The organism is Salinimonas lutimaris, assembly GCF_005222225.1.
Taxonomy (GTDB): Bacteria; Pseudomonadota; Gammaproteobacteria; order Enterobacterales; family Alteromonadaceae; genus Alteromonas; species Alteromonas lutimaris.
This window is the reverse complement of sequence record NZ_CP036536.1, coordinates 2,876,875-2,896,595: the sequence shown is the minus strand read 5'-3', so window position 1 is coordinate 2,896,595 and position 19,721 is coordinate 2,876,875. Positions and strand designations below refer to the sequence as shown.

The window sequence follows — 19,721 nt, the reverse complement described above, 5'->3', positions numbered from 1 at the left end:
TAACGTTTACTGTATGGGCGCGAGGGAAGCATGCGCGTCCGGCATGTGCCAAACCTTACTTAACGGAGATATGACGATGACAATAACAACCCACACTGGCAAGACGCTTTCTTTGATGGTACTGGCGGCTACCATCAGTGCACTGCTGGCCGGCTGCGACGGTGATGACGGGCAGGATGGAATGAACGGTGCGGATGGTGCTGACGGTGCTCCCGGCGCAGATGGCAGCGATGGTGCCGCAGGCCTGCCAGTCGGGCGCTTTCTTATTGCCAATAACGGTGATGACAACCGCGGGACGGTCTCTACGGTAGATCAGAATGCGGCGCAGCTAAGCCGTTTTGACACCGGTGCCAACGAGGGACTGGTGCTAACGTCATCTGGCCGGTTAATTCAGGCGGGCGATGCCGACGAAGGGATATTGCGAACTGTTTGTCAGGTTGACAGTCGCCAGGGCGCCGCTTTTACCACCGGGCGCGATAAACAAATCAGTGGCTCCAATACCGGTCTGACTAACCCTAAGGGAATTGCGTTTGCTGATGCGGCCGGTCTTATTATGGTGGCAGATTTTAACGGCATGCGGGTGTCTGTGTTTGGCGGCCAGGCTGCCGGAGACGTCGCGCCGGTGGCGGAAATTGATTTGCCTGCCAAGCCCTGGGATCTGGCATATGATGAAAGCGCTGATCGGTTGTTTGTAGCGCTGACCGACGGCTCGGTCGCGGTCTATGATGACGTAGCCGGTTCGGACTTTGCACCATCGGTCATGCGCAGTATTGTGCCGGCGGATGCGCAGGGTAATCCGTTATCGGTGAACCTGCACGGTATTGTGTATGAACCTCGTTTAAACCGTCTGGTGTTATCGGATGTGGGTGATGCAGCGGTGGCTGATGATGGGCAGCTGTTTGTTATCGACCAGGCGGCCACGGCTGATGGGGCCACTACGGTGAGCCGGGTTATTGGCGGACCGGCAACGATGCTGGGTAATCCGGTTGATATCACCCTGACCGGCAGCACGCTGCGCGTGGCTGAAAAATCCAATGATGCCATTTTAGTATTCAACAACATTTTTAGTGGCCCGGACGGGGATGTGCGCCCGGATCTGTCAACTCCCTCGGTTAAGCCTGAGTCGGTGGCTGAGCTAAGCGCAATGCCGATGATGACAGATGCCTCAGATAATGCACTGGCAGTGATGGCGTTAGCTGGCATCAGTGTATCGAGTAACCCGGCTGCGCAGGGTGATACCACCGGTCAGGTCAGTCAGTTCAGCGCCACGCTGGGTAGTGAACTGGCTGAGTTTGACAGTACCATGGCTATTGAAAGTGCTGCCTACATGACTAATGGTGACGGCTTTATCACATTTAGCAGTGATACCGGCGGCGGGGTAATGGTGGTCAACCGTCTTGCCAGCATGCGTGATGACGGAGCCTACAGCATGTCGATGGACACGGTGATTTCCGGTGAAAGTACCGGGCTCGTTTCACCAAAGGGGCTGGATGTGAATTCACAAATGAATGTGGTCATGGTCGCAGACTTTAACGAGACTACCCCGGCTGTACGGGTATTTTCAGGATGTGCATCGGGTGATGTGGCGCCGCTGATGACGCTGGTGGCTGATAACGACGCCCGGCCCTGGGATGTGGACTATGACAGCGTCTCTGATACCGCGTATGTGGCGCTGACCAATGGTACGGTGGCGGTGTTCGATGAGGTAAGCCGTAAACTGATGGCAGGACAGACCGAACTGGCCGGCGAGGACCGCCTGATTGTTCCTGCCATCAACGGTACCGCAGTGACTGCTCCCACCAATATTCATGGGATAGACTATGACGGACAGAGCAATTCCCTGATTTTATCTGATGTTGGCAGTGCAGCTGATGCCACTGACGGTAAACTGTATGTCATTCCCGGTGCGGCAATGGCTGACGGTCTGACCGATATCAGTGTATCGATTGCCGGTCCGCTCAGTCAGCTGGGTAACCCGGTTGATGTGATGGTCAGTAATGGTCATGTGTATGTAGCCGAGAAGTCCAACAACGTGGTCATGCGTTTTGACAATATTGTAAACCGTGCTTCTGGCGATGTAGCCGCAGATTTCAGTGTTAGCTTCACGGCTCCTGAATCAGTGGCAGTACTGCCCGTTTACTAGCCTGACAAGCACATCAGCGGCGCCTCATCCGCACCGGCCTGCTGATGTGCTTTGTTTTTGTTTCTGCTCGAAATTTAGCCGTACAGGCGGTTTGTTAACAGGCAAATTCTTCGTGCACCTGTGCAAACCCGCTGAATCATAATAAACTGCCCCGCAATGCGCTAACCACTGGCGAGTGTGACGGCAGTATTCTGTTGTTGCGCGCATATCGCCACCTGTCTTTAGGCAGGGAAGAACAAGGAATATTATGGCTGGCTTAAAACGAATTATTCTTATCGATACTCACCTGCCGGGTGTGGTTGAGCTGAAGCTTGACGGACATACCAATATCTGTGGTACCAATGCGTCGGGTAAAACAACATTACAACGGTTAATCCCGGTCTTTTACGGTGAATATCCCAGCCGTGTTGTACCGGCCACCCGGGACAGCTTTGAACGCTGGTATTTGCCCCGTACCTCCAGCTTTATCATTTACGAATATACCCGCGCTGAAGGCGATCTGTGTCAGGTGGTACTGACCTCCAGTGGCTCAGGTGTTAATTACCGGTTCATTGGCAAAGCCTTTGATATTGATGATTATCTGTTCAGGCAAAATAACGGAAAACACGCCAGCATTGGCAGCGCGGAGCTTGCGCGGGCCATGAAGCGCAATAATATTCTGGTGACCAGCCAGCTTAATACCAAAGATTTTCGTGCCATTTTGCAAAACGATCAGGGCGTGCTGAACCAAAGCAGTAATGCCCGGGAACTGCTGGGCTATGCCCGTATCTTCAGTTTGTGCGCTGCGGGTACGCATATCCGGCACATGGAAAAACTGGCCAAAGCGGTGCATTCAAAAGAAGGCAAAATGGAAACTATCAAAGCCATGATTGCCGCTATTTTGGAAGAGGACGGGGTACAGCCGCCGACGTCTAATCTGAGCCGAAACCGGGTTGATGACTGGATTCGTGAATGTCATCTAATTAAGCAGTTTGACCGGATTCGTCCTGAATTTACCAAGCTGGAGCAGGCCGATCTGGCGCTCAGTGAAACCGAAAAGTCGCTGGCCGTGCTCAAGCAGGCCTTTGAGCTGGATAAAGCGCAGCTGGCCGCCCGAGCAGAACAAACCCAGACCGCCAAAGATGATAATGAATTCCAGCGTAAGCAGAATGATAATCTGTGGCACGAAAAACGTGATGAGCTGAACCAGAGCGTCTCTTCCGGCCGCGCCGATGTAGAAAAGTACACCACAGAACTTGAAGGTGTTGAGCGCGAATACGATGCCTGGCAAAAAGAGGATATAGAGCAGCTCAAAGAAGATGTGGCCAACATGCCGCAGTGGCAAAATGAGCTGGAAACCATTTCCGGCCGCTATGCCTTGCTGACCGAAAAACACCAGGATATCGAATCTGCTTATTCAAAACGTATTGCCGAGCTGGGCGAGCGGTTATCCGCAACGCTTGAGGAGTTATCGGGTGTGCGTCAGGGCGCGGCAGAAAAGCGCGCTGAACAGCAGCAGCAGGAAAAAGACGCCCTGCATCGTATAAAAGAAGATTATGCTACCCAGCAGCAGAGTTTAAGCACAGACTATCACAATCGTCTCAGTGATCTGAAAGTCACCGAGGCGGAGCTGAAAGCCGGCGTCAATAATGCCGGTTACAATGAGTTTGAGCAGTCGCAGATTGATTTGATGGACGCGTCCATCAAAGAAGCCACCGTTAATGAAGATACCGCGCGCAGCGAGTATCGTCATGCACAATCAACACACAGTCAGGCTCAGCAGGCGCGCCAGCAGGCATCAGCGCAGCTGGACAAAGCCCGTCAGCAATACCGCCGTGAAGAGCAGGCGGTAGAGAAAATTAATCAGTTGCTGTATCCCGGTGAAGGCTCGCTGCTGGAGTTTTTACGCAAAAATGTTGAAGGCTGGGAGCAGACACTGGGTAAAGTAGTGCGCCCCGAACTGCTGGAAAGAGCTGATTTGGCACCGCAGGCCGCCGGTGATTCGGCTACCCTGTTTGGCGTCAGTCTGGCCACAGAGGTGCTTGATACACCAGACTATGCCCATGACGAACAAGCCCTGAAACAGCGTCTGGCCGATGCCCAGGGACGCCTGGAACAGGCGCTGGAGCAGCAAAACGAGTGTGAAACCTTATTAGGTAAAGCCAATGAGGAGGTGCGCAACGCCGAGCTGGCGCTGACCCAGAAAGACAATACCGTACGCAGTGCAGAGTCGACCCGTAAACGGGCCCAGCAGGACCGCGATGCACTGCTCAGCGAGTATCAGCAGGCGCTGTCTAACCGCAAAAAAGCGGGCCGTGAGAAGCTGGATGCCAATGTGCAGAGCCAGAAGAAACTCAAAGCCCAGTTTGATCTGGATGTCAGCGAGCTTAAAGATCAGCAGCGTGAGGCAGAAACCGAGCATCGTTTTCACTGGCAGCAGCTGATTGCGGATACCGAAAGCCAGATTGCCCAGTACGACAGTGATATGAAAAAAGCCCGTGACCTGGCGGCCGCTGATCGCCGGGAAATGGAAAGCTGGCTGGAAAATGAGCTGAATAACCGGGGCGTGGATGTTGATGAAATCGGGCAGCTGAAAAAGCGCATTAAAAAGTTAAAAGACGATATTCACCGCACAGATGCCCAGCGCCACAAGGTGGCCGATTATGAACGCTGGTATCAAACGGTGTTCAATGGTCATAAAGTGACCTGGCAAAATGCTCTGACCAAGGCACGTAAGCTGCTGTCAGACGCCGAGCGAAGCCTGGCTGCAGAGCAAGTTCGTTATCGCGAGGTGCGCGATCAGCTAAAAGAGCAGCAACAGGTCATTGAGCATAACTTAAAGGTGGCCAGCGAGCAGCTTGAGCAGGTCACTACGCTAAGTAAAAACCTGTTTAAAATCGCCTTGCCCCAGGCCGGTGAGCCAGACGAGCTTAAACATGATGAGGTCAGCATTAACCAGCGTCTGTCTCAGGCTCAAAGCCTGCTGCAGGAGCGGGAAAACCTGCTGGGCGATGTCAAAGCGTATGTGGAGCGGTTTGACCAGCTGATTGCCGCGCAGGCGGGCACCGGGTTGTCCGACACCTGGGAAAGAGCCCGTGAAGAGTGCGCTACCACCAACGCGCACGGCGTAAAGGGTGTTGATCACCGCCGGATGGTCACTCACCTGGCTCAGCTGCTTAACGTGATTGTGCCGCAAAAACTTCAGGGCCTGAAAGAGCAGGGCCGTATCTTTGGTGCAGACCTGACCCAGTACTATTATGTTCTGGCAGATATTGATAAGCGCATTGTCAGCCAGAGCCGCCGAATCACTCAGGAGGTGGATGGCGAGCTGTTTTTGGACGGCGTATCAGACTCCGCAGTAAAGATTCGCTCGCGTATCAGTGAGCTGGAATTCTGGCCTGAGCTAGAGCAGTTCCGGGCTTATTATGATGAATGGATGGGCGAGGGCGCGACCAGTCTGCCGGATGAAGAGTATGGTCAGAGCATGCGCCGGGTACTGGATATTTTAGGGCGAGCGGCGCTGTCCGGTGGCATCAGCAAACTGCTGGATATCGAACTGCATCTGCGCGAGGGGAACAGCGATCTGATTATCCGTACCGACCGTCAGCTCAACGAGTCATCCAGTCACGGTATGGCCTATCTGATTTTGTGTAAGTTCTTACTGGCATTTACCCGCTTACTGCGTGGCGATGCCGAGGCGACCGTGCACTGGCCCATTGATGAGCTGGGCACACTACACCAAAGTAACGTGAAGAAAATTTTTGATGCGTGCCAGAACAATAATATCAGTGTGGTCGGGGCCTTCCCGAACCCGGAATCAGATGTGCTGACCTTATTTGAAAACCGGTACCTGATTGATAAGGTTACCCGCAAACTTCAGGTGGTTCAGCCTAAAGCCAGTATTATCGCCGATAAACTTAAAGCCCGTCGTAGTCAGGAGGACGCTTCAGCATGATGACAGAACCCGGTCGAATTCTAAGCCAGCTACTGGAAGGTAAGTTCATTTGTCAGATCACAGATGAAGAAGCCTGGCGCTTTTTAAAATCGCGGGACAACGCAGGTAAGCTTGAGCCGCACCTGAATCTGCTTAACCGTACCCTGGCCAGCGCAGCAGACGGCGAAGTGTTTTTCGCCGCGTACATGACACTTGGTGAAAATGAGCGCAAGGTACTGCAAAGCCAGTTCCAGGACACGGCGTCAAACCTTATTCCGCTGGTGGAATGGCTGGTGCTTGTGCAGCAGGCCAGTGAGTCAGATGTGCCGGTCACCATGGGCACGGCTATTCGTTTGAGCGAGTTGCAGTCGGTGATTGAAGATACGCCAGCCTATGCAGAGCAGCTGGAAAAAATATCCCGCTACCGGATGTTTAACTCCACCAGCGTGAATCTGGACGGTCAGCTTAAGCAGGTATTTAAGCGTTTGACTGATTTGGGCTATTTGGTTCGCCCTAACACTGAAAAGCAAATTTACCTGGCAACAGGGAAAATTGAGCACCTGTATGAGGTGATTAAGTTTATCGATGAAACCGAGTCACTGTCGCTGGCCGAGCAGGCTGATGCCGCTATCAGTCAGGGGAGCCTGTTATGAGTCAGGCGTTGATTCAGGCCGGTAGTCGCCTGCTCAATGCGCTGGGGCGTCACAGTGAGCTTATCATGCAGGCCTACGTCAACGGTCATGTGGATGAGGCTGCCTACAGCCGTAAAATACTCGACCAGCTGGTGCAGCTGGGCGTGTTGTGGCGTCCGGATCCAACCAGCCCGCTACGGTTAAAAGCGGCGGTACGTACACTGCTTGAGGGCAGCCTGCAGGATGAGCGTAACCGGAATATCAATGCCAATATCGGCACCGCGCTGGCGACCCTCAAAACGCTGGCAGAGCATTACAAAGAAGCCCTGCATTACAATCGTTTCAGCGAAGCGCATGCGCATATGAGCGATTTGACCGAGCATGTTTATCAGCTGACCGAGTCGCTGGCAAACAGTGTGCGGGTGATGTTTTCCCGGATAAATAACGAATTTGGTTATGTGTCGTCGGTAGATGCGAAAATCCGTGAAAATGAACTGGCGCAGAGCCAGGTCTCTGAACTGCTGTATCAGCTGGAGTGCTTTCGCTTTGATGAGCTAAGTGAAATCGCTGGGAGCAACCGGGAATTACGTCATCTGCTGGTGGTGGCATTACAGCAAAGTTTTGCCCGTGCTGCCCAGGAGCTATCGGTCGCCCAGGCCCGGCTGCTTGACCTGTTAGGCCGCTTCAGAGAGTTTCAGGGGCGGACCCGGTTACTGAAAGGCTTTTTGCTGCACATGGAGCAGCATCCGGATTTTACGCCGGCCAATTATCCCAATCTGTCGCAGGTACCGGTATTATTTAATCAGTCCGCCTCAATGTTGCAGCCTGCATTTGTGGATGTGAATAATGTTCAGCACGAACAGGATTATCATACGCTGGTGGCATCGCTGACTGATATTCACCGCAGTAAAGCCGTGAAGGAGGAAAGCCGTCCGACCCGCGATATTGATGTCAGTGAGCAGGAATCGGTCGCACTAACCCGGGATCCTATTCAGCAGGCGGTAGAGTCATATTTTGTAGATGTGATTGACTCAGGGCAGCCGTGCTCCGCCCTGGAATACTACGCAAAAGAGGCGCTGGACTTTGATCCTGAGGTATGGATTTATCAGGTGATTGGTGGCTATCAGGCGCTTGATGAAACAGACAAACAGTTTTTTGCGCTGGATCCTACCGGTCAGCCAGACAAAATATTCACCGGTAATTTTTATATCAACGATATAACCCTGGGCTTACGCTAGCCGGGCAGGTCTTGTGAAGCCGGCGCGAAGCCGGCTTTTTTTGTCATCTCAGTGTGACTTCGATGCACTCGTTGCAGACTTCTCTTTTTTGACGAATGAATCCCCCTTTCTTCTTTCTAGTTTTTAACACATCAGCCGGATAGATAAACTGGCGGTTAACTGGACATTTTCACAGTGTTTGCTACACTTTGATTTTAACAAAATTGTAACAATGCCCATGAGAATTTCTCTGGCATAGTGCAAGTTATGTAGTAGGTAAGTTCGATGGTTGTAACGTTTGATGAACACGAATCAGGCAAACGCCACAGGCTACGTGAACCGGGTTAAACCGCCGGGCGTAACACGTTTGTCATCGTGGACTGAGAGACTTACAGCCCATCACAATGGGGCAGGACACCCTACAAATTTTCGCATCAATAAAAAAGCGCGAATGGAGAGTTTTATGCAGTTATCCAACCAACAAGCGTTCAATCAGGCGCTGATTCGCCTGTCAGTACTACTGGTACAAATCGACAAAAAAGTCACATTGACAGAACAGGATTATCTCGACGAGGTTGTTGCTTCCCTGGACTGGCAGAGTCCTATTTGTCGCGAAGCCTTTTTTAACGACGTGATATATCAAACCCGAAAGGCCATTGATGTTGGTGATAGCGTAAAGTATCTGCGTTCGTTTAAAGATGATTTGGTATTTGATGCTGATAAAGCGATGGAAGTGGCTATGCAGATCACCGGGGTTGACGGTGAGCGCAGTGAAGAAGAAACAGAAATACTGTCGTTGCTAAGCCACAAAATGCTGGCCCGGGCGCTGGTAGGCAAAGACAAGCCCGTGGAAGCACAAAAACTGAATTAATGCGCAGGGTGTACACCGGATTAAAAAACCCGCTTTGTGTGGCAAAGCGGGTTTTGTTTTTTTAGCTACAATGCCTGCTGCCTGGCATCATCGAGCTCGTTTTCAAGTCGCTGACTTTCATCGGCTCGCGGATTGGTAAATCGGGCCATCGCCAGGTACAGAACCGGAGTCAGATACAGGGTAAAGACAACGGCAATGCCCAGCCCGCCAAACACTACCCAGCCTATGGCATTCCGTGCCTCAGCTCCGGCACCGGCTGACAGAATCAATGGCAGCCCACCCAGTATTGTGGATACCAGCGTCATCATAATGGGCCGTAAACGTACCCGGCCGGCTTCCACAATGGCATCGTATACCGAGTATCCGCGATCGCGTAACTGGTCGGCAAACTCAATCAGCAAAATAGCATTTTTGGCCAGCAGACCGATCAGCATGACCAGGCCAATCTGTGAATACACATTGATGGTGGTATTGGTTAAAAACAGTGCATAAATAGCTGCGGCAATACCAAAAGGGACTGTCAGCATAACCACCACCGCGCTGTTCACACTCTCAAACTGCGCTGCCAGTACCAGTAATACAATCACAAAGGCCAGCACATAAGTCAGCGCAACTTGCTGCGAGGTTTCCTCGTAGGCCTGGGCTTCACCCAGGAAAATCATCCCAATACCGTCAGGCAGAGTGTCTTGCAGGGCCCGGATTTTTTCCACGGCTTCGTCCAGCGGCACATCTTCAGGCAGCTCCATTTCCAGTTCAATGGCCCGGCGCTGGGCCTGACGCTCAAGCTCAGCAGCCACCCCTTCTTCGGTGATGTAAGCCACGCTCGACAGGGGCACCAGACTGCCTGATACAGACTTTACATACAGGTTGGTCAAGTCGGCCGGGTCGCCTGTGTTGCGCTCTCTGGATTGCAGCATAATTGGCACGGAGCGATCGCCAATATTCAGATCTGCAATATCATCACCATTAACGGCAGCGCGCAGGGTACTGGCAATATCGCTAAGTGGTACACCTAGTTCATCTGCCCGGCGCCGGTCAATATTGACCCGCATCTGGGGCTGGGTTGGCTCATAGCTGATACGGGGGGTGCCAAGCTCTGGTGCCACGTCCTGAATTCGTGCAGACAAATCCTGCGCAGCGTCATAGATACGCTCGTAGCTGTCGCCGGTCAGCGCAATTTCAATGCCGCCGCCCTGGCCACGTAAATCCAGACTGTTACCGCCAAAGGGCGTGGCCGGTGCGCCGGGAATAGATGACAGGCCGGGGCGAATATCGCTGACAATATCCTGCAGTGATTTATCCCGTTCATCCCAGTGCTTCAATGGCGCAGTGATAAACACTATATTGGGGTCCCATGAACCAACAATGGTGTACACCGAATCGACGGTGCCATTGTCTACATAGGGCATCAAAACCTCTTCCATTTTTTCAGCCTGGCGGTTCATAAAGTTCATACCGGCGCCATCCGGACCACGGGCAAAAATCTTGATGGTGCCGCGATCTTCGCTGGGCAATAATTCACTTTGAATATTTTTCGCCGTGAACCAGGCACCGGCCGCGGCCAGAATACTGGCACCAACAATCAGCCAGCCGTGCTTTAATGACCACACTAGCGTACGTTGATAAAAGCTCAGGCAGGCATGGCCAATATTGCCAAATGTCTGGCCGATGACGCCTGGCTGCTTGTTCTTTTTGACCGGCAGTCGCGCTGTCAGGGCAGGGACCAGCGACAGCGCCACAAAAGAAGAAATGATCACGGCGCCGGCCAGGACTCCACCAAACTCGCGAAACAGCTTACCGGCAGTCGAGGGTAAAAAGGCAATGGGAATAAATACCGAGGCCAGTACAGCGGTCGTGGCAACCACGGCAAAAAATACTTCACGGGTTCCCACCACAGCGGCTGCGCGGGCCCCCAGGCCCAGGCTACGCCGGCGCTGAATATTTTCAGACACTACAATCGCATCATCGACAATCATGCCGGTGGCCAGCACCAGTGCCAGCAAGGTCAGAATATTGACCGAAAAGCCCAGTGCCCAGATTACCGCCAGAGCACCGGCCAGTGACACCGGAATCGACAGGGCAGGTACCACAGTGGCACGCCATGAGCCGATAAATACCAGTAGAGTAAATACCACCAGAATCACGGTCAGACTCAGCGATTGCACCACTTCTTTGACTGAGTCCCGGATAAATTCGGCGTCATCGGACGTAATGACAATTTCCATGTCGTTAAAGCGCTTATCCAGGCTTTCAACCATCGCTTTTATCTCATCAGAAATCTCGATGGTGTTGGAACTGGCCTGACGCAGGACGCCCAGCCCGATGACTGGCTTACCGTTTAAGCGTACCATGCTGGTCGTATCTGCCGGTCCGAAATACACACTGGCAACATCACCAATCCTGATATCGCCATTCAGTGTGATGGACGCGACATCTTCGGCGGTGACTGAGGTGGCATCGGCGCGCACAATCAGTGACTGATCTTCTGACTGGATACTGCCGGTGGGGACATCAAACGGGGCCAGCGCAAGTGCATTTGCCACATCGGTCATGGATAAACCAAAACTGGTCAGCCGCAGTGGGTCAACCGAAACCCGTAAGGTTCGTTCCCGATTGCCATCCAGTACGACATCTGCCACACCAGGAATGCTTAAAAACATGGGGGCCAAATCAGTGTCCACCCGCTCGGTCAGGGTTTCCATATCCAGCGTAGAGGAGGATACCGCCAGGCTGACCACGGGTTCAGCGTCACTGTCGGCTCTGACAATAGACACTTTTTCCACATCGTCTGGCAGAGTCTCCTGCACCTGGCTGACCGCTTCGCGAGTTTCATTAGCGGCATCTTCAATATTCACACCGGGCCGAAACTCAACCCGGATGCGGGCGGAGTTTTCTTCGCTCTGGGCGGAGATGTTTTTCACGCCACTGACCCGTGATACTGCTCCTTCCAGCCGGCTGGTCAGTTCAGCATCTACTGTTTCCGGTGAGGCGCCGGGCAGATCGGCGGTCAGGGTCAGTTTTGGAGTATCCACATCGGGCAGTTCGCGCACTTCAAGACCATTTAATGCGGCGAAACCGGCAATAACAATCAATAAATTAAGTACAACAATCAGCACCGGTCGGCGAATGGCCGTAGAGGGCAGATCAGCTGCCTTGGAGGTAAGCTGACTCATTACAGGCCACTCCTGGCCAGTTCGGTAGTCACATCCTGACCATCACGCAGGCGCTGAACACCTTCTGAAATCAGCAGATCGCCTTCTTCCAGATCACCTGATACCAGGATAGTGCCACGTAGCCGCTGGTGTACTTCTACATTTACCCGGCGCGCCTTGCCTTCTTCTGAAATCCACACATAGGCGCCGTTAGCGCCCCACAGAAGCGCAGCTTCGGGAATGGCGGCAAAGCGGTTGCCATCAATAGACAGGTTAACCCGAAAGCTCATGCCGGGACGATAGGCATCGCTGCTGTTATCCAGAACCGCCCTGGCCCGCATAGTCCGGTCGGTTTCATTGATGCGGGAGTCGACTTCGGCAATCTGGGCCGGAATCGTTTCAGTGCGATTAGTCCAGGGTTGCAATGACACCTGAGGCTCGCTCATCATGATCGATAAGGCCGCTTCCGGGGCTTTGAAATTAATGTACAGCTTGCTACGGTCATCCAGCGTAGTAATAGCGGTTTGCGTGGTAATCCGGTCGCCAACTTCAATATCGGTCAGACCGACAACGCCGTCAAACGGCGCTTCGATGGTACGATCATCCAGATCCGCCTGCATTTCATCAAGGGCCACCGCTGCCAGATCCCGTTCTGTTTGCGCCAGGTCCACTTCGCTTTGCGGCACCGCCCCCCGGTCATGGCTTTCTTTTAACCGCTCAAAAGTCCGGCTGGCATCTTCCAGTTGCAATCGCGCCCGGCGCACTGCGACTTGCTGACGGCGATCATCCAGTCTTACCAGCACACGTCCGGCTTCCACATACTGGCCGGGGACAAAATTGATTTCTACCACTTCATCGGCCACCGCCGGATAAAGCGTTACAGAGCGCACTGCTTCGGCGGTTCCCACCGCTTCTACATTGCGGATTTCATTCTGAAAACGAATTTTTTCCAGCACTACCAGCTTGGCCTGCTGGTCGCCAAAGTACTGGGCCTGCGTGGTAAATGGCAGGCTCGATAACGTCAGGCACATGGCGAGCCATGCACCTGTTCGGTTGTTTTTATTCAACATCTTGATTCCATTGTCTAAGCGTTGCGTTCGAACAAAGCTGCGTGTTCGCTTTTTTATTTAACGGTTCTTGCGACTAACAGGTTCGAAGGTTGCTTGTTATTAACGTTATTGCAACTAAAGGTAATAGCACCACAAGGTCGCTAGCTTAGCAATTGTAACTCAGCGTATTCTCTGTACACCGTATCGCTTTTCATCAGCGCGTCATGATTTCCCTGCGCCACGATCTGGCCTTTATCCAGCACAATAATGCGGTCTGCGTGCTGCACGGTGGCCAGGCGATGGGCAATAACAATCGTGGTGCGGCCTTCCATCAGATGACTGAGTGCCTGCTGCACCATCTTTTCAGAGCGGGCATCCAGTGCGCTGGTGGCTTCATCGAGCAGCAAGACCGGCCGGTCAGCCAGAATGGCCCGGGCAATGGCAATACGCTGACGCTGCCCGCCAGATAAACGAACACCGCGCTCACCTAATTCGGTGTGATAGCCGTTTTCCAGCTGTTCAATAAACTCATGAGCAAAGGCGGCTTTGGCTGCCTGAATAACCTCCTCATCAGTGGCCTTTTCACGACCATAGCGAATATTTTCCATCACGCTGGTGGCAAACACGACTGACTCCTGCGTGACAATGGCAATATGGGAGCGCAGGGCATCCAGTTGCAGTTGCTTAACCGGAGTCTCGTTAAGCAGTATATCGCCCTGCTGGGTATCGTAAAAACGCAGCAATAGTTGAAAAAGTGTGGTTTTACCGGCGCCACTGGCACCCACCAGGGCGACTTTTTCTGCCGCATCAATGCGCAGGCTGAAGTTATCAAATAAGGGGGGAGTATCAGGATAGGCAAAGCGAATATTTTGAATATGAATGGCTGGAGCCTGACCTGAGCAGGGCAGGGACTGTGAGCCACTTTTTATATCTGAGGGAGTGGCCAGCAGCTCCAGTAACCGCTCGGATGCGCCCACGCCGCGCTGAACCTCACCAATCACCTCACTGATGGTTGCCACGCTGCCACCGGCCATCACCGCATAAAACAGAAAGGCAGACAGTTCACCGGCAGAAATTTCACCGCTAAATACCTGACGGGCACCAATCCAGGCAATCAGCAAAATAGCAGACAGGCTCAGTACCATGATCAGACCGATCAGCAACGAGCGGTAATGAATACGCCGGCGAGCAACATTGAACGCATCATCCACACGATGAGTAAACTGCCGGCTCTCACTGTGCTGGGCATTAAACGCCTGTACCGTGTTTATTTCATGTAATGTCTGGTCGATATGGGCTCCCAGATCCGCGATTTTGTCCTGGCTCTGACGAGCATAAAATCGTACCTGAGGAGCGAGCAGACGAATGGGGATGAGTACCGCCGGTACTGCCAGCAGCACACACACCGTGAGCAGGGGCGAAGTCGTGCCCATCAGAATCAGGGCTCCGGCAAAGGTCACTGCTGAGCGCAGGGCCATAGACAGGCTCATACCCACTACAGTCTGCAATACGGTTGTGTCGCTGGTGAACCGGGAAATTACCTCACCGGTTCTGATTCGGGCAAAAAAGGCTGGTGACAACGTCAGCAGGTGGTCATACACCGAGGTACGGATATCCGCGCTGATTCGTTCGCCCAGCCAGGTCATCAGATAAAAGCGGCAATAGGTGGCCGCGCTGGCAATAATGCAGATAACCAGCACGCCGATGGCAGCTTGGTTAAGTATACCGGCATGATCACCGATAAAGCCTTCATCAATCGCAAATTTAACACCCTGGCCAAGAGCCAGCCAGGCCCCTGAGGCAACAAACAAGGCGACTACCGCGCCGGCCACTCGCCAGCGATAGGGCAACAGATGTCGGCCAAGCCAGCCAAGCGCCTCTTTTGTAGTTACTTTTTCTAAGCCGGTTGAAGATGACAGGGGAATACCTCGCAGCAAAATATCAGCATAATGAAAACAGTGTACGTAGCATTTTGCCAGATTGCTCCTGTTTATCAGCCAGACAGAGCAACAAATCGGTTTAATGCAGGTTGAGTAAATATTGACAGTAAAAGGCTTTTACCCTTGCATTTGGCTGTTCTTTCCGTATAATTCGGCGGCCTTCCAACCGGCATGTGTACAAAAACATGGCAATCGGAAGGGAAGTTAACGGTAACGCTACAACGAGTTTGAGGCACTTATGGTTACTATTCGTTTACAGCGTGGCGGCGCAAAAAAGCGTCCATTTTATCAAGTTGTCGTGGCTGAGAGCAGCCGCGCAAGAGACGGTCGTTTTATCGAAAACGTCGGTTTCTTCAACCCTACTGCACAAGGTCAGTCAGAGCGTCTTCGTCTTGACCTGGAACGTGTTGAATACTGGGTTGGTGTTGGCGCGAGCTTATCTGAGCGCGTAAACAGCCTGGTAAAAGAAGCTAAAAAATCTGCAGCGTAAGCTGTTTAACTGGTGGGTATAATGAGTCAAGCGTCTGACAAAGTGGTGATTGGCAAAATCGGAGCGCCTTACGGCATCAAAGGTTGGGTCAAAATCAACGCTTATACCGACACACCAGAGGGTATTTTTGATTACTCCCCATGGTTTGTGGGTGAGCAAGCAGAATACCAAATTGACCACTGGCGACCGCATGGTAAGTCGCTGGTTGCAAAGTTAGTGGGTATTGAGAGCCGAGATGACGCTGAGCGCATCAAGAATCTGGATATTGCTATTTTTGCCAACCAGCTTCCTGAACTGGAAGAAGGCGAATTTTACTGGCGCGAGCTGACCGGCATGCAGGTAGTAACAACGCAAGGTTACGAACTGGGTGTGGTGAAAGATGTGTTTAATACTGGGGCGAACGACATTTTACAGGTCAAAGCCAAAAGTAAAGATGCATTTGGTCAAAAAGAAAGACTAATTCCGTTTGTACTTGAGGAAGTCGTACAATCGGTAAACAAAGAAGGTAAGGTCATTACAGTTGACTGGGATCCGGGGTTTTAAGTGACCGCGGATAAATGGTTTGGCATTGTCAGTATTTTTCCTGAGATGTTCGGCCCATTCACCCAACAGGGTGTGATTGGTCGGGCAGTAAAATCGGGTACACTGGCGGTAGATACCTTCAACCCACGAGACTTTACACATGATCGCCATCGTACCGTTGATGATCGCCCTTATGGCGGTGGTCCGGGTATGCTGATGATGGTAAAGCCTTTGACCGACGCAATTGCCGCAGCAAAGCAGGCTGGCGGTGAGAAAAGCAAGGTTATCTACTTATCTCCACAGGGTAAGAAGCTTGATCAGACAGGCGTGCAGCGTCTGTCGCAAAGTGACCGTCTGATTTTAATCTGCGGTCGCTACGAAGGTATCGATGAGCGTGTAATCGAAAGCCATGTAGATGAAGAAGTCTCTATTGGTGATTACGTGCTTAGCGGCGGTGAACTGCCGGCAATGGTTCTGATGGACGCAGTTGCCAGATTAGTTCCCGGCGTGCTGGGGCATACTGCTTCAGCGGTCGAAGATTCCTTCACTGACGGGTTACTGGATTGTCCGCATTTTACGCGGCCAGAGGTGCTCGATGGTCAGGCTGTTCCTCCTGTGTTGTTAAGTGGAGACCATGAAAAAATCAGGCAGTGGCGACTCATGCAATCGTTGGGTAGAACCTGGCAGCGTCGCCCTGAATTGTTAAATCACCTAGCTCTGACTGAGGAGCAGCAGAAACTTCTTGAACAATTCAAGTTGCAGCTGCAGCAAGATGACAGTTAACTAGGACGAGAGGATATGATGAGCAAAGTCAGTCAAGATATCATCAAGAAAATTGAGCAAGCACAGCTTAAAACTGATGTTCCTGCATTTGGTCCAGGTGACACAGTAATTGTAAAAGTGCGCGTTACCGAAGGTGACAAAGAGCGTCTTCAGGCTTTTGAAGGTGTTGTTATTTCTAAGCGTAACCGTGGTCTTCACTCGGCTTTTACTGTTCGTAAAATTTCAAGCGGCGAAGGCGTAGAACGTGTTTTCCAAACACACAGCCCGGCAGTTTCTTCTATTGAAGTGAAACGTCGTGGTGCGGTTCGTCGTGCTAAGCTTTACTATCTACGCGAGCGTTCAGGTAAGTCTGCACGTATCAAAGAGAAGCTTAACTAAGATTACTAATCCTTGCGTTACTGTTAACTTTGAAAAGCCCGCAGATTTGCGGGCTTTTTTTGTTTTAGCCCGTCCTTAAAATTCTTTTTTCTCTGCACTTTTCACCGCCAGACGACCTTCTCAATAAAAAGCCGGCTTATTTGCAAATGGTGGTTGCGCCTTTATCGATATGTTGGTAAAAAGTCAATTAGGCTTTCTAAGATATTTAAATCACTGGTGTAATATTAAGTTTACACCTTCAAGATTATATAAATACGGAGCGCAATTCGCTGGCCTGAAATGACATTGCTTAAGCCTCCGTTGTTAAAACCGAAGATGTAGAGATTTTTATCATGCAGGACACTATTAATAACATTCATGTCAGCGCTGAAGATGTGCTGATTACGCCCGAAGCCCTGGCACAGGAACTACCCGTATCAGAACGTGCGCTGGGCGCAATTTCAGTTGCCAGAAAAACTATTTCTGACATCATTCATGGCGAAGATCACCGTTTACTGGTGATTTGTGGTCCATGTTCTATTCATGACATCGACGCTGCTAAAGATTATGCATTACGCTTAAAAGAGCTGCACGAGTCATGTAAAGATACCCTGTTTATTGTGATGCGGGTTTACTTTGAGAAACCACGTACCACCACCGGTTGGAAAGGCCTGATTAACGATCCGCACATTGACGGCACCTTTGATATTGAAACCGGCCTGCGTAAAGCACGTGAACTGCTGATCTGGCTGGCAGAACTGGAATTACCGGTGGCTACTGAAGCGCTGGACCCCATCAGCCCGCAATACCTGGCTGAACTGTTCAGCTGGAGTGCTATCGGTGCCCGTACGTCGGAGTCGCAGACTCACCGTGAAATGGCCAGCGGCCTGTCAATGCCGGTGGGCTTTAAAAATGGCACTGACGGCAGTCTTGATATTGCTATCAACGCCTTAAAGTCAGCGGCTTCCGGCCACCGCTTTATGGGAATCAACAAGCAGGGTCAGGTGAGTATTATTGGCACTAAGGGTAACCCTGACGGGCATATCATTCTGCGTGGTGGTAAACAGCCTAATTACGATTCTGTCTGTGTATCTGACTGTGAAACAGAATTGGCTCAGGCAAATCTGACGGCCGGTCTGATGGTAGACTGTAGCCATGCTAACTCCAGTAAAGATTATCGCCGCCAGCCACTTGTGGCACAAAATGTGGTTAATCAGATTCTGGAAGGCAACCAGTCAGTGATTGGTGTGATGCTGGAAAGTCATATTAATTCGGGCAACCAGAAAGCTGATGGGGTGCCGCAGGATGAACTGGAATATGGCGTTTCGATTACCGATGGTTGTATTGACTGGGCCACAACCGAAAGCCTTATCTCACAAATGCGGGATAAATTAATTACCGTACTGCCAATGCGTCTGGATAAACGAACTCAGGTAGCATAGGCAGCAAGAAAAAGAGTACGATTCCTACATGACAGACTTGTCAAAGCGTCTGGCGGAAGTGCGTAATGGTATTGACGAGCTGGACTCCCAGCTCGTTGAGCTTTTAGCCAAGCGTTCCGCCCTCACCACGGAAGTGGGTCAGATCAAAGCCCAAACCGGGATGCCTATTTATGTTCCTGAACGGGAACAGCAACTCATTGCGTCGCGCCGTGAACAGGCCGAAGCTCAGGGAGTATCACCGGCATTAGTTGAAGATTTACTGCGCCGTATGATGCGCGACTCCTATTACACCCAAAACGCCCGTTATCGCTGCGTGAATCCGCAAGCGGGCAATATTGTGGTCATCGGTGGGCGTGGGTCGCTGGGAAGTGCCTTTGTGCGTCTGTTTGAAAAAAGCAGCTATAACACTGTAGTGGTCGAACAGGAAGACTGGGAAAGCGGTCAGGCGCATCAGGTGCTAAGTACCGCCTACATGGTGATAGTAGCGGTGCCTATCAATCTGACTGAGCAAGTCATCGCACAGCTGTCTATGCTGCCAAACGATTGTATCCTGGCAGATATTACCAGTGTGAAGGAAAAGCCGCTTAATGCGATGCTGGCGGTACATAGTGGACCTGTAGTAGGGTTACATCCTATGTTCGGGCCGGATGCACCAGGTATGATTAAACAGGTGGTGGTAGTCTGTGACGGACGTAACCGTGATGCATATGCCTGGCTGATTGACCAGATGATTACCTGGGGCGCGACAATTCACCCCAGCAGTGCCAAAGAACATGATGAAGCCATGGCATTTATACAGGTTATGCGACACTTCAATACGTTTGTTTATGGTGAACATTTGCGTGGTGAAAACCCGGATCTGGAAACACTGACGCAGTTCAGCTCCCCCATTTACCGGCTCGAACTGGCCATGGTGGGACGGTTATTTGCCCAGGCTCCGTCGCTGTATGCCGACATTATCTTTAATAACGAAGCAAATTTTGCTTTATTAAGACGCTTTCATGAGCGGTTCGGTCACGCGCTGTCACTGCTGGAGTCGGGTGACCGCGAGGCCTTTGCTGAACAGTTTGCCCGGGTTGGCGAGTGGTTTGGCGATTATGCCAAGCGCTGCCTTACCGACAGCAAGCAACTACTGCTAAAGGCGGATGATGGTCATCTACTAAGAAAATAATTTCAGCGCTTTGCCTTTTTCTGTACTAAATTTTAGTTG

14 protein-coding genes are annotated in these 19,721 nt (G+C 51.8%); 11 read left to right on the top strand and 3 right to left on the bottom strand.

Annotation, left to right across the window (positions count from 1 at the left end):
- The first annotated feature begins 76 nt into the window (after positions 1-76).
- The 5 genes from EZV72_RS12775 (at position 77) to EZV72_RS12755 (ending at position 8,776) form a co-directional block, all read left to right on the top strand.
- Complete coding sequence (locus EZV72_RS12775; RefSeq protein ID WP_137167594.1) at positions 77-2,143, top strand: YncE family protein; 2,067 nt, start codon at positions 77-79, stop codon at positions 2,141-2,143.
- A 247-nt stretch (positions 2,144-2,390) separates the two neighbouring features.
- Entirely contained in the window at positions 2,391-6,077 is a 3,687-nt protein-coding gene (locus EZV72_RS12770) for an ATP-binding protein (RefSeq protein WP_137167593.1), read from the top strand.
- A complete protein-coding gene (locus EZV72_RS12765; protein WP_137167592.1) occupies positions 6,074-6,709 on the top strand; it encodes a condensin complex protein MksE in 636 nt (211 codons plus the stop codon). Before EZV72_RS12770 ends, EZV72_RS12765 begins: the two co-directional genes overlap by 4 nt.
- Positions 6,706-7,926, top strand: coding sequence for a phosphoenolpyruvate carboxylase (locus tag EZV72_RS12760; protein ID WP_137167591.1), 1,221 nt, complete (start codon positions 6,706-6,708; stop codon positions 7,924-7,926). The genes EZV72_RS12765 and EZV72_RS12760 overlap by 4 nt, the downstream gene beginning before the upstream one ends.
- A gap of 442 nt (positions 7,927-8,368) precedes the next feature.
- On the top strand, positions 8,369-8,776 hold the full coding sequence (locus EZV72_RS12755) for a TerB family tellurite resistance protein (protein ID WP_137167590.1): 408 nt from the start codon (positions 8,369-8,371) through the stop codon (positions 8,774-8,776).
- Positions 8,777-8,841: 65 nt separating this feature from the next.
- Here the strand turns inward: EZV72_RS12755 and EZV72_RS12750 are convergent, their stop codons facing one another.
- The 3 genes from EZV72_RS12750 to EZV72_RS12740 form a co-directional block, all read right to left on the bottom strand.
- Positions 8,842-11,949: an efflux RND transporter permease subunit gene (locus tag EZV72_RS12750; protein ID WP_137167589.1), complete on the bottom strand. Its 3,108-nt coding sequence runs from the start codon at positions 11,947-11,949 to the stop codon at positions 8,842-8,844.
- The gene (locus tag EZV72_RS12745; protein WP_137167588.1) at positions 11,949-12,998 is read right to left on the bottom strand and encodes an efflux RND transporter periplasmic adaptor subunit; all 1,050 of its coding nucleotides are present in this window, start codon (positions 12,996-12,998) and stop codon (positions 11,949-11,951) included. Before EZV72_RS12745 ends, EZV72_RS12750 begins: the two co-directional genes overlap by 1 nt.
- Before the next feature lie 140 nt (positions 12,999-13,138).
- Positions 13,139-14,917 carry an ABC transporter transmembrane domain-containing protein gene (locus tag EZV72_RS12740; RefSeq protein WP_408640846.1) on the bottom strand — a complete coding sequence of 593 codons (1,779 nt, stop codon included), beginning with the start codon at positions 14,915-14,917 and terminating at the stop codon, positions 13,139-13,141.
- 238 nt (positions 14,918-15,155) lie between these two features.
- Here EZV72_RS12740 and rpsP point away from each other — a divergent pair, with 238 nt between their 5' ends.
- The 6 genes from rpsP to tyrA all read left to right on the top strand — a co-directional run bounded on the left by rpsP (position 15,156) and on the right by tyrA (position 19,682).
- Positions 15,156-15,407, top strand: coding sequence for a 30S ribosomal protein S16 (gene rpsP, locus EZV72_RS12735; RefSeq protein WP_137167587.1), 252 nt, complete (start codon positions 15,156-15,158; stop codon positions 15,405-15,407).
- A 21-nt stretch (positions 15,408-15,428) separates the two neighbouring features.
- A complete protein-coding gene (gene rimM / locus EZV72_RS12730) occupies positions 15,429-15,950 on the top strand; it encodes a ribosome maturation factor RimM (RefSeq protein WP_137167586.1) in 522 nt (173 codons plus the stop codon).
- A complete protein-coding gene (trmD, locus tag EZV72_RS12725; RefSeq protein ID WP_137167585.1) occupies positions 15,951-16,712 on the top strand; it encodes a tRNA (guanosine(37)-N1)-methyltransferase TrmD in 762 nt (253 codons plus the stop codon).
- Between the two features lie 18 nt (positions 16,713-16,730).
- Entirely contained in the window at positions 16,731-17,090 is a 360-nt protein-coding gene (gene rplS / locus EZV72_RS12720; protein WP_137168748.1) for a 50S ribosomal protein L19, read from the top strand.
- A gap of 329 nt (positions 17,091-17,419) precedes the next feature.
- A complete protein-coding gene (locus tag EZV72_RS12715) occupies positions 17,420-18,511 on the top strand; it encodes a 3-deoxy-7-phosphoheptulonate synthase (protein WP_137167584.1) in 1,092 nt (363 codons plus the stop codon).
- A gap of 28 nt (positions 18,512-18,539) precedes the next feature.
- The gene (tyrA, locus tag EZV72_RS12710) at positions 18,540-19,682 is read left to right on the top strand and encodes a bifunctional chorismate mutase/prephenate dehydrogenase (RefSeq protein ID WP_137167583.1); all 1,143 of its coding nucleotides are present in this window, start codon (positions 18,540-18,542) and stop codon (positions 19,680-19,682) included.
- Positions 19,683-19,721: the final 39 nt, after the last annotated feature.

Coding starts and splice junctions, on each gene's coding strand:
- EZV72_RS12775 (WP_137167594.1), top strand. CDS start 77: ATGACAATAACAACCCACACTGGCAAGACGCTTTCTTTGATGGTACTG.
- EZV72_RS12770 (WP_137167593.1), top strand. CDS start 2,391: ATGGCTGGCTTAAAACGAATTATTCTTATCGATACTCACCTGCCGGGT.
- EZV72_RS12765 (WP_137167592.1), top strand. CDS start 6,074: ATGATGACAGAACCCGGTCGAATTCTAAGCCAGCTACTGGAAGGTAAG.
- EZV72_RS12760 (WP_137167591.1), top strand. CDS start 6,706: ATGAGTCAGGCGTTGATTCAGGCCGGTAGTCGCCTGCTCAATGCGCTG.
- EZV72_RS12755 (WP_137167590.1), top strand. CDS start 8,369: ATGCAGTTATCCAACCAACAAGCGTTCAATCAGGCGCTGATTCGCCTG.
- EZV72_RS12750 (WP_137167589.1), bottom strand. CDS start 11,949: ATGAGTCAGCTTACCTCCAAGGCAGCTGATCTGCCCTCTACGGCCATT.
- EZV72_RS12745 (WP_137167588.1), bottom strand. CDS start 12,998: ATGTTGAATAAAAACAACCGAACAGGTGCATGGCTCGCCATGTGCCTG.
- rpsP (WP_137167587.1), top strand. CDS start 15,156: ATGGTTACTATTCGTTTACAGCGTGGCGGCGCAAAAAAGCGTCCATTT.
- rimM (WP_137167586.1), top strand. CDS start 15,429: ATGAGTCAAGCGTCTGACAAAGTGGTGATTGGCAAAATCGGAGCGCCT.
- rplS (WP_137168748.1), top strand. CDS start 16,731: ATGAGCAAAGTCAGTCAAGATATCATCAAGAAAATTGAGCAAGCACAG.
- tyrA (WP_137167583.1), top strand. CDS start 18,540: ATGACAGACTTGTCAAAGCGTCTGGCGGAAGTGCGTAATGGTATTGAC.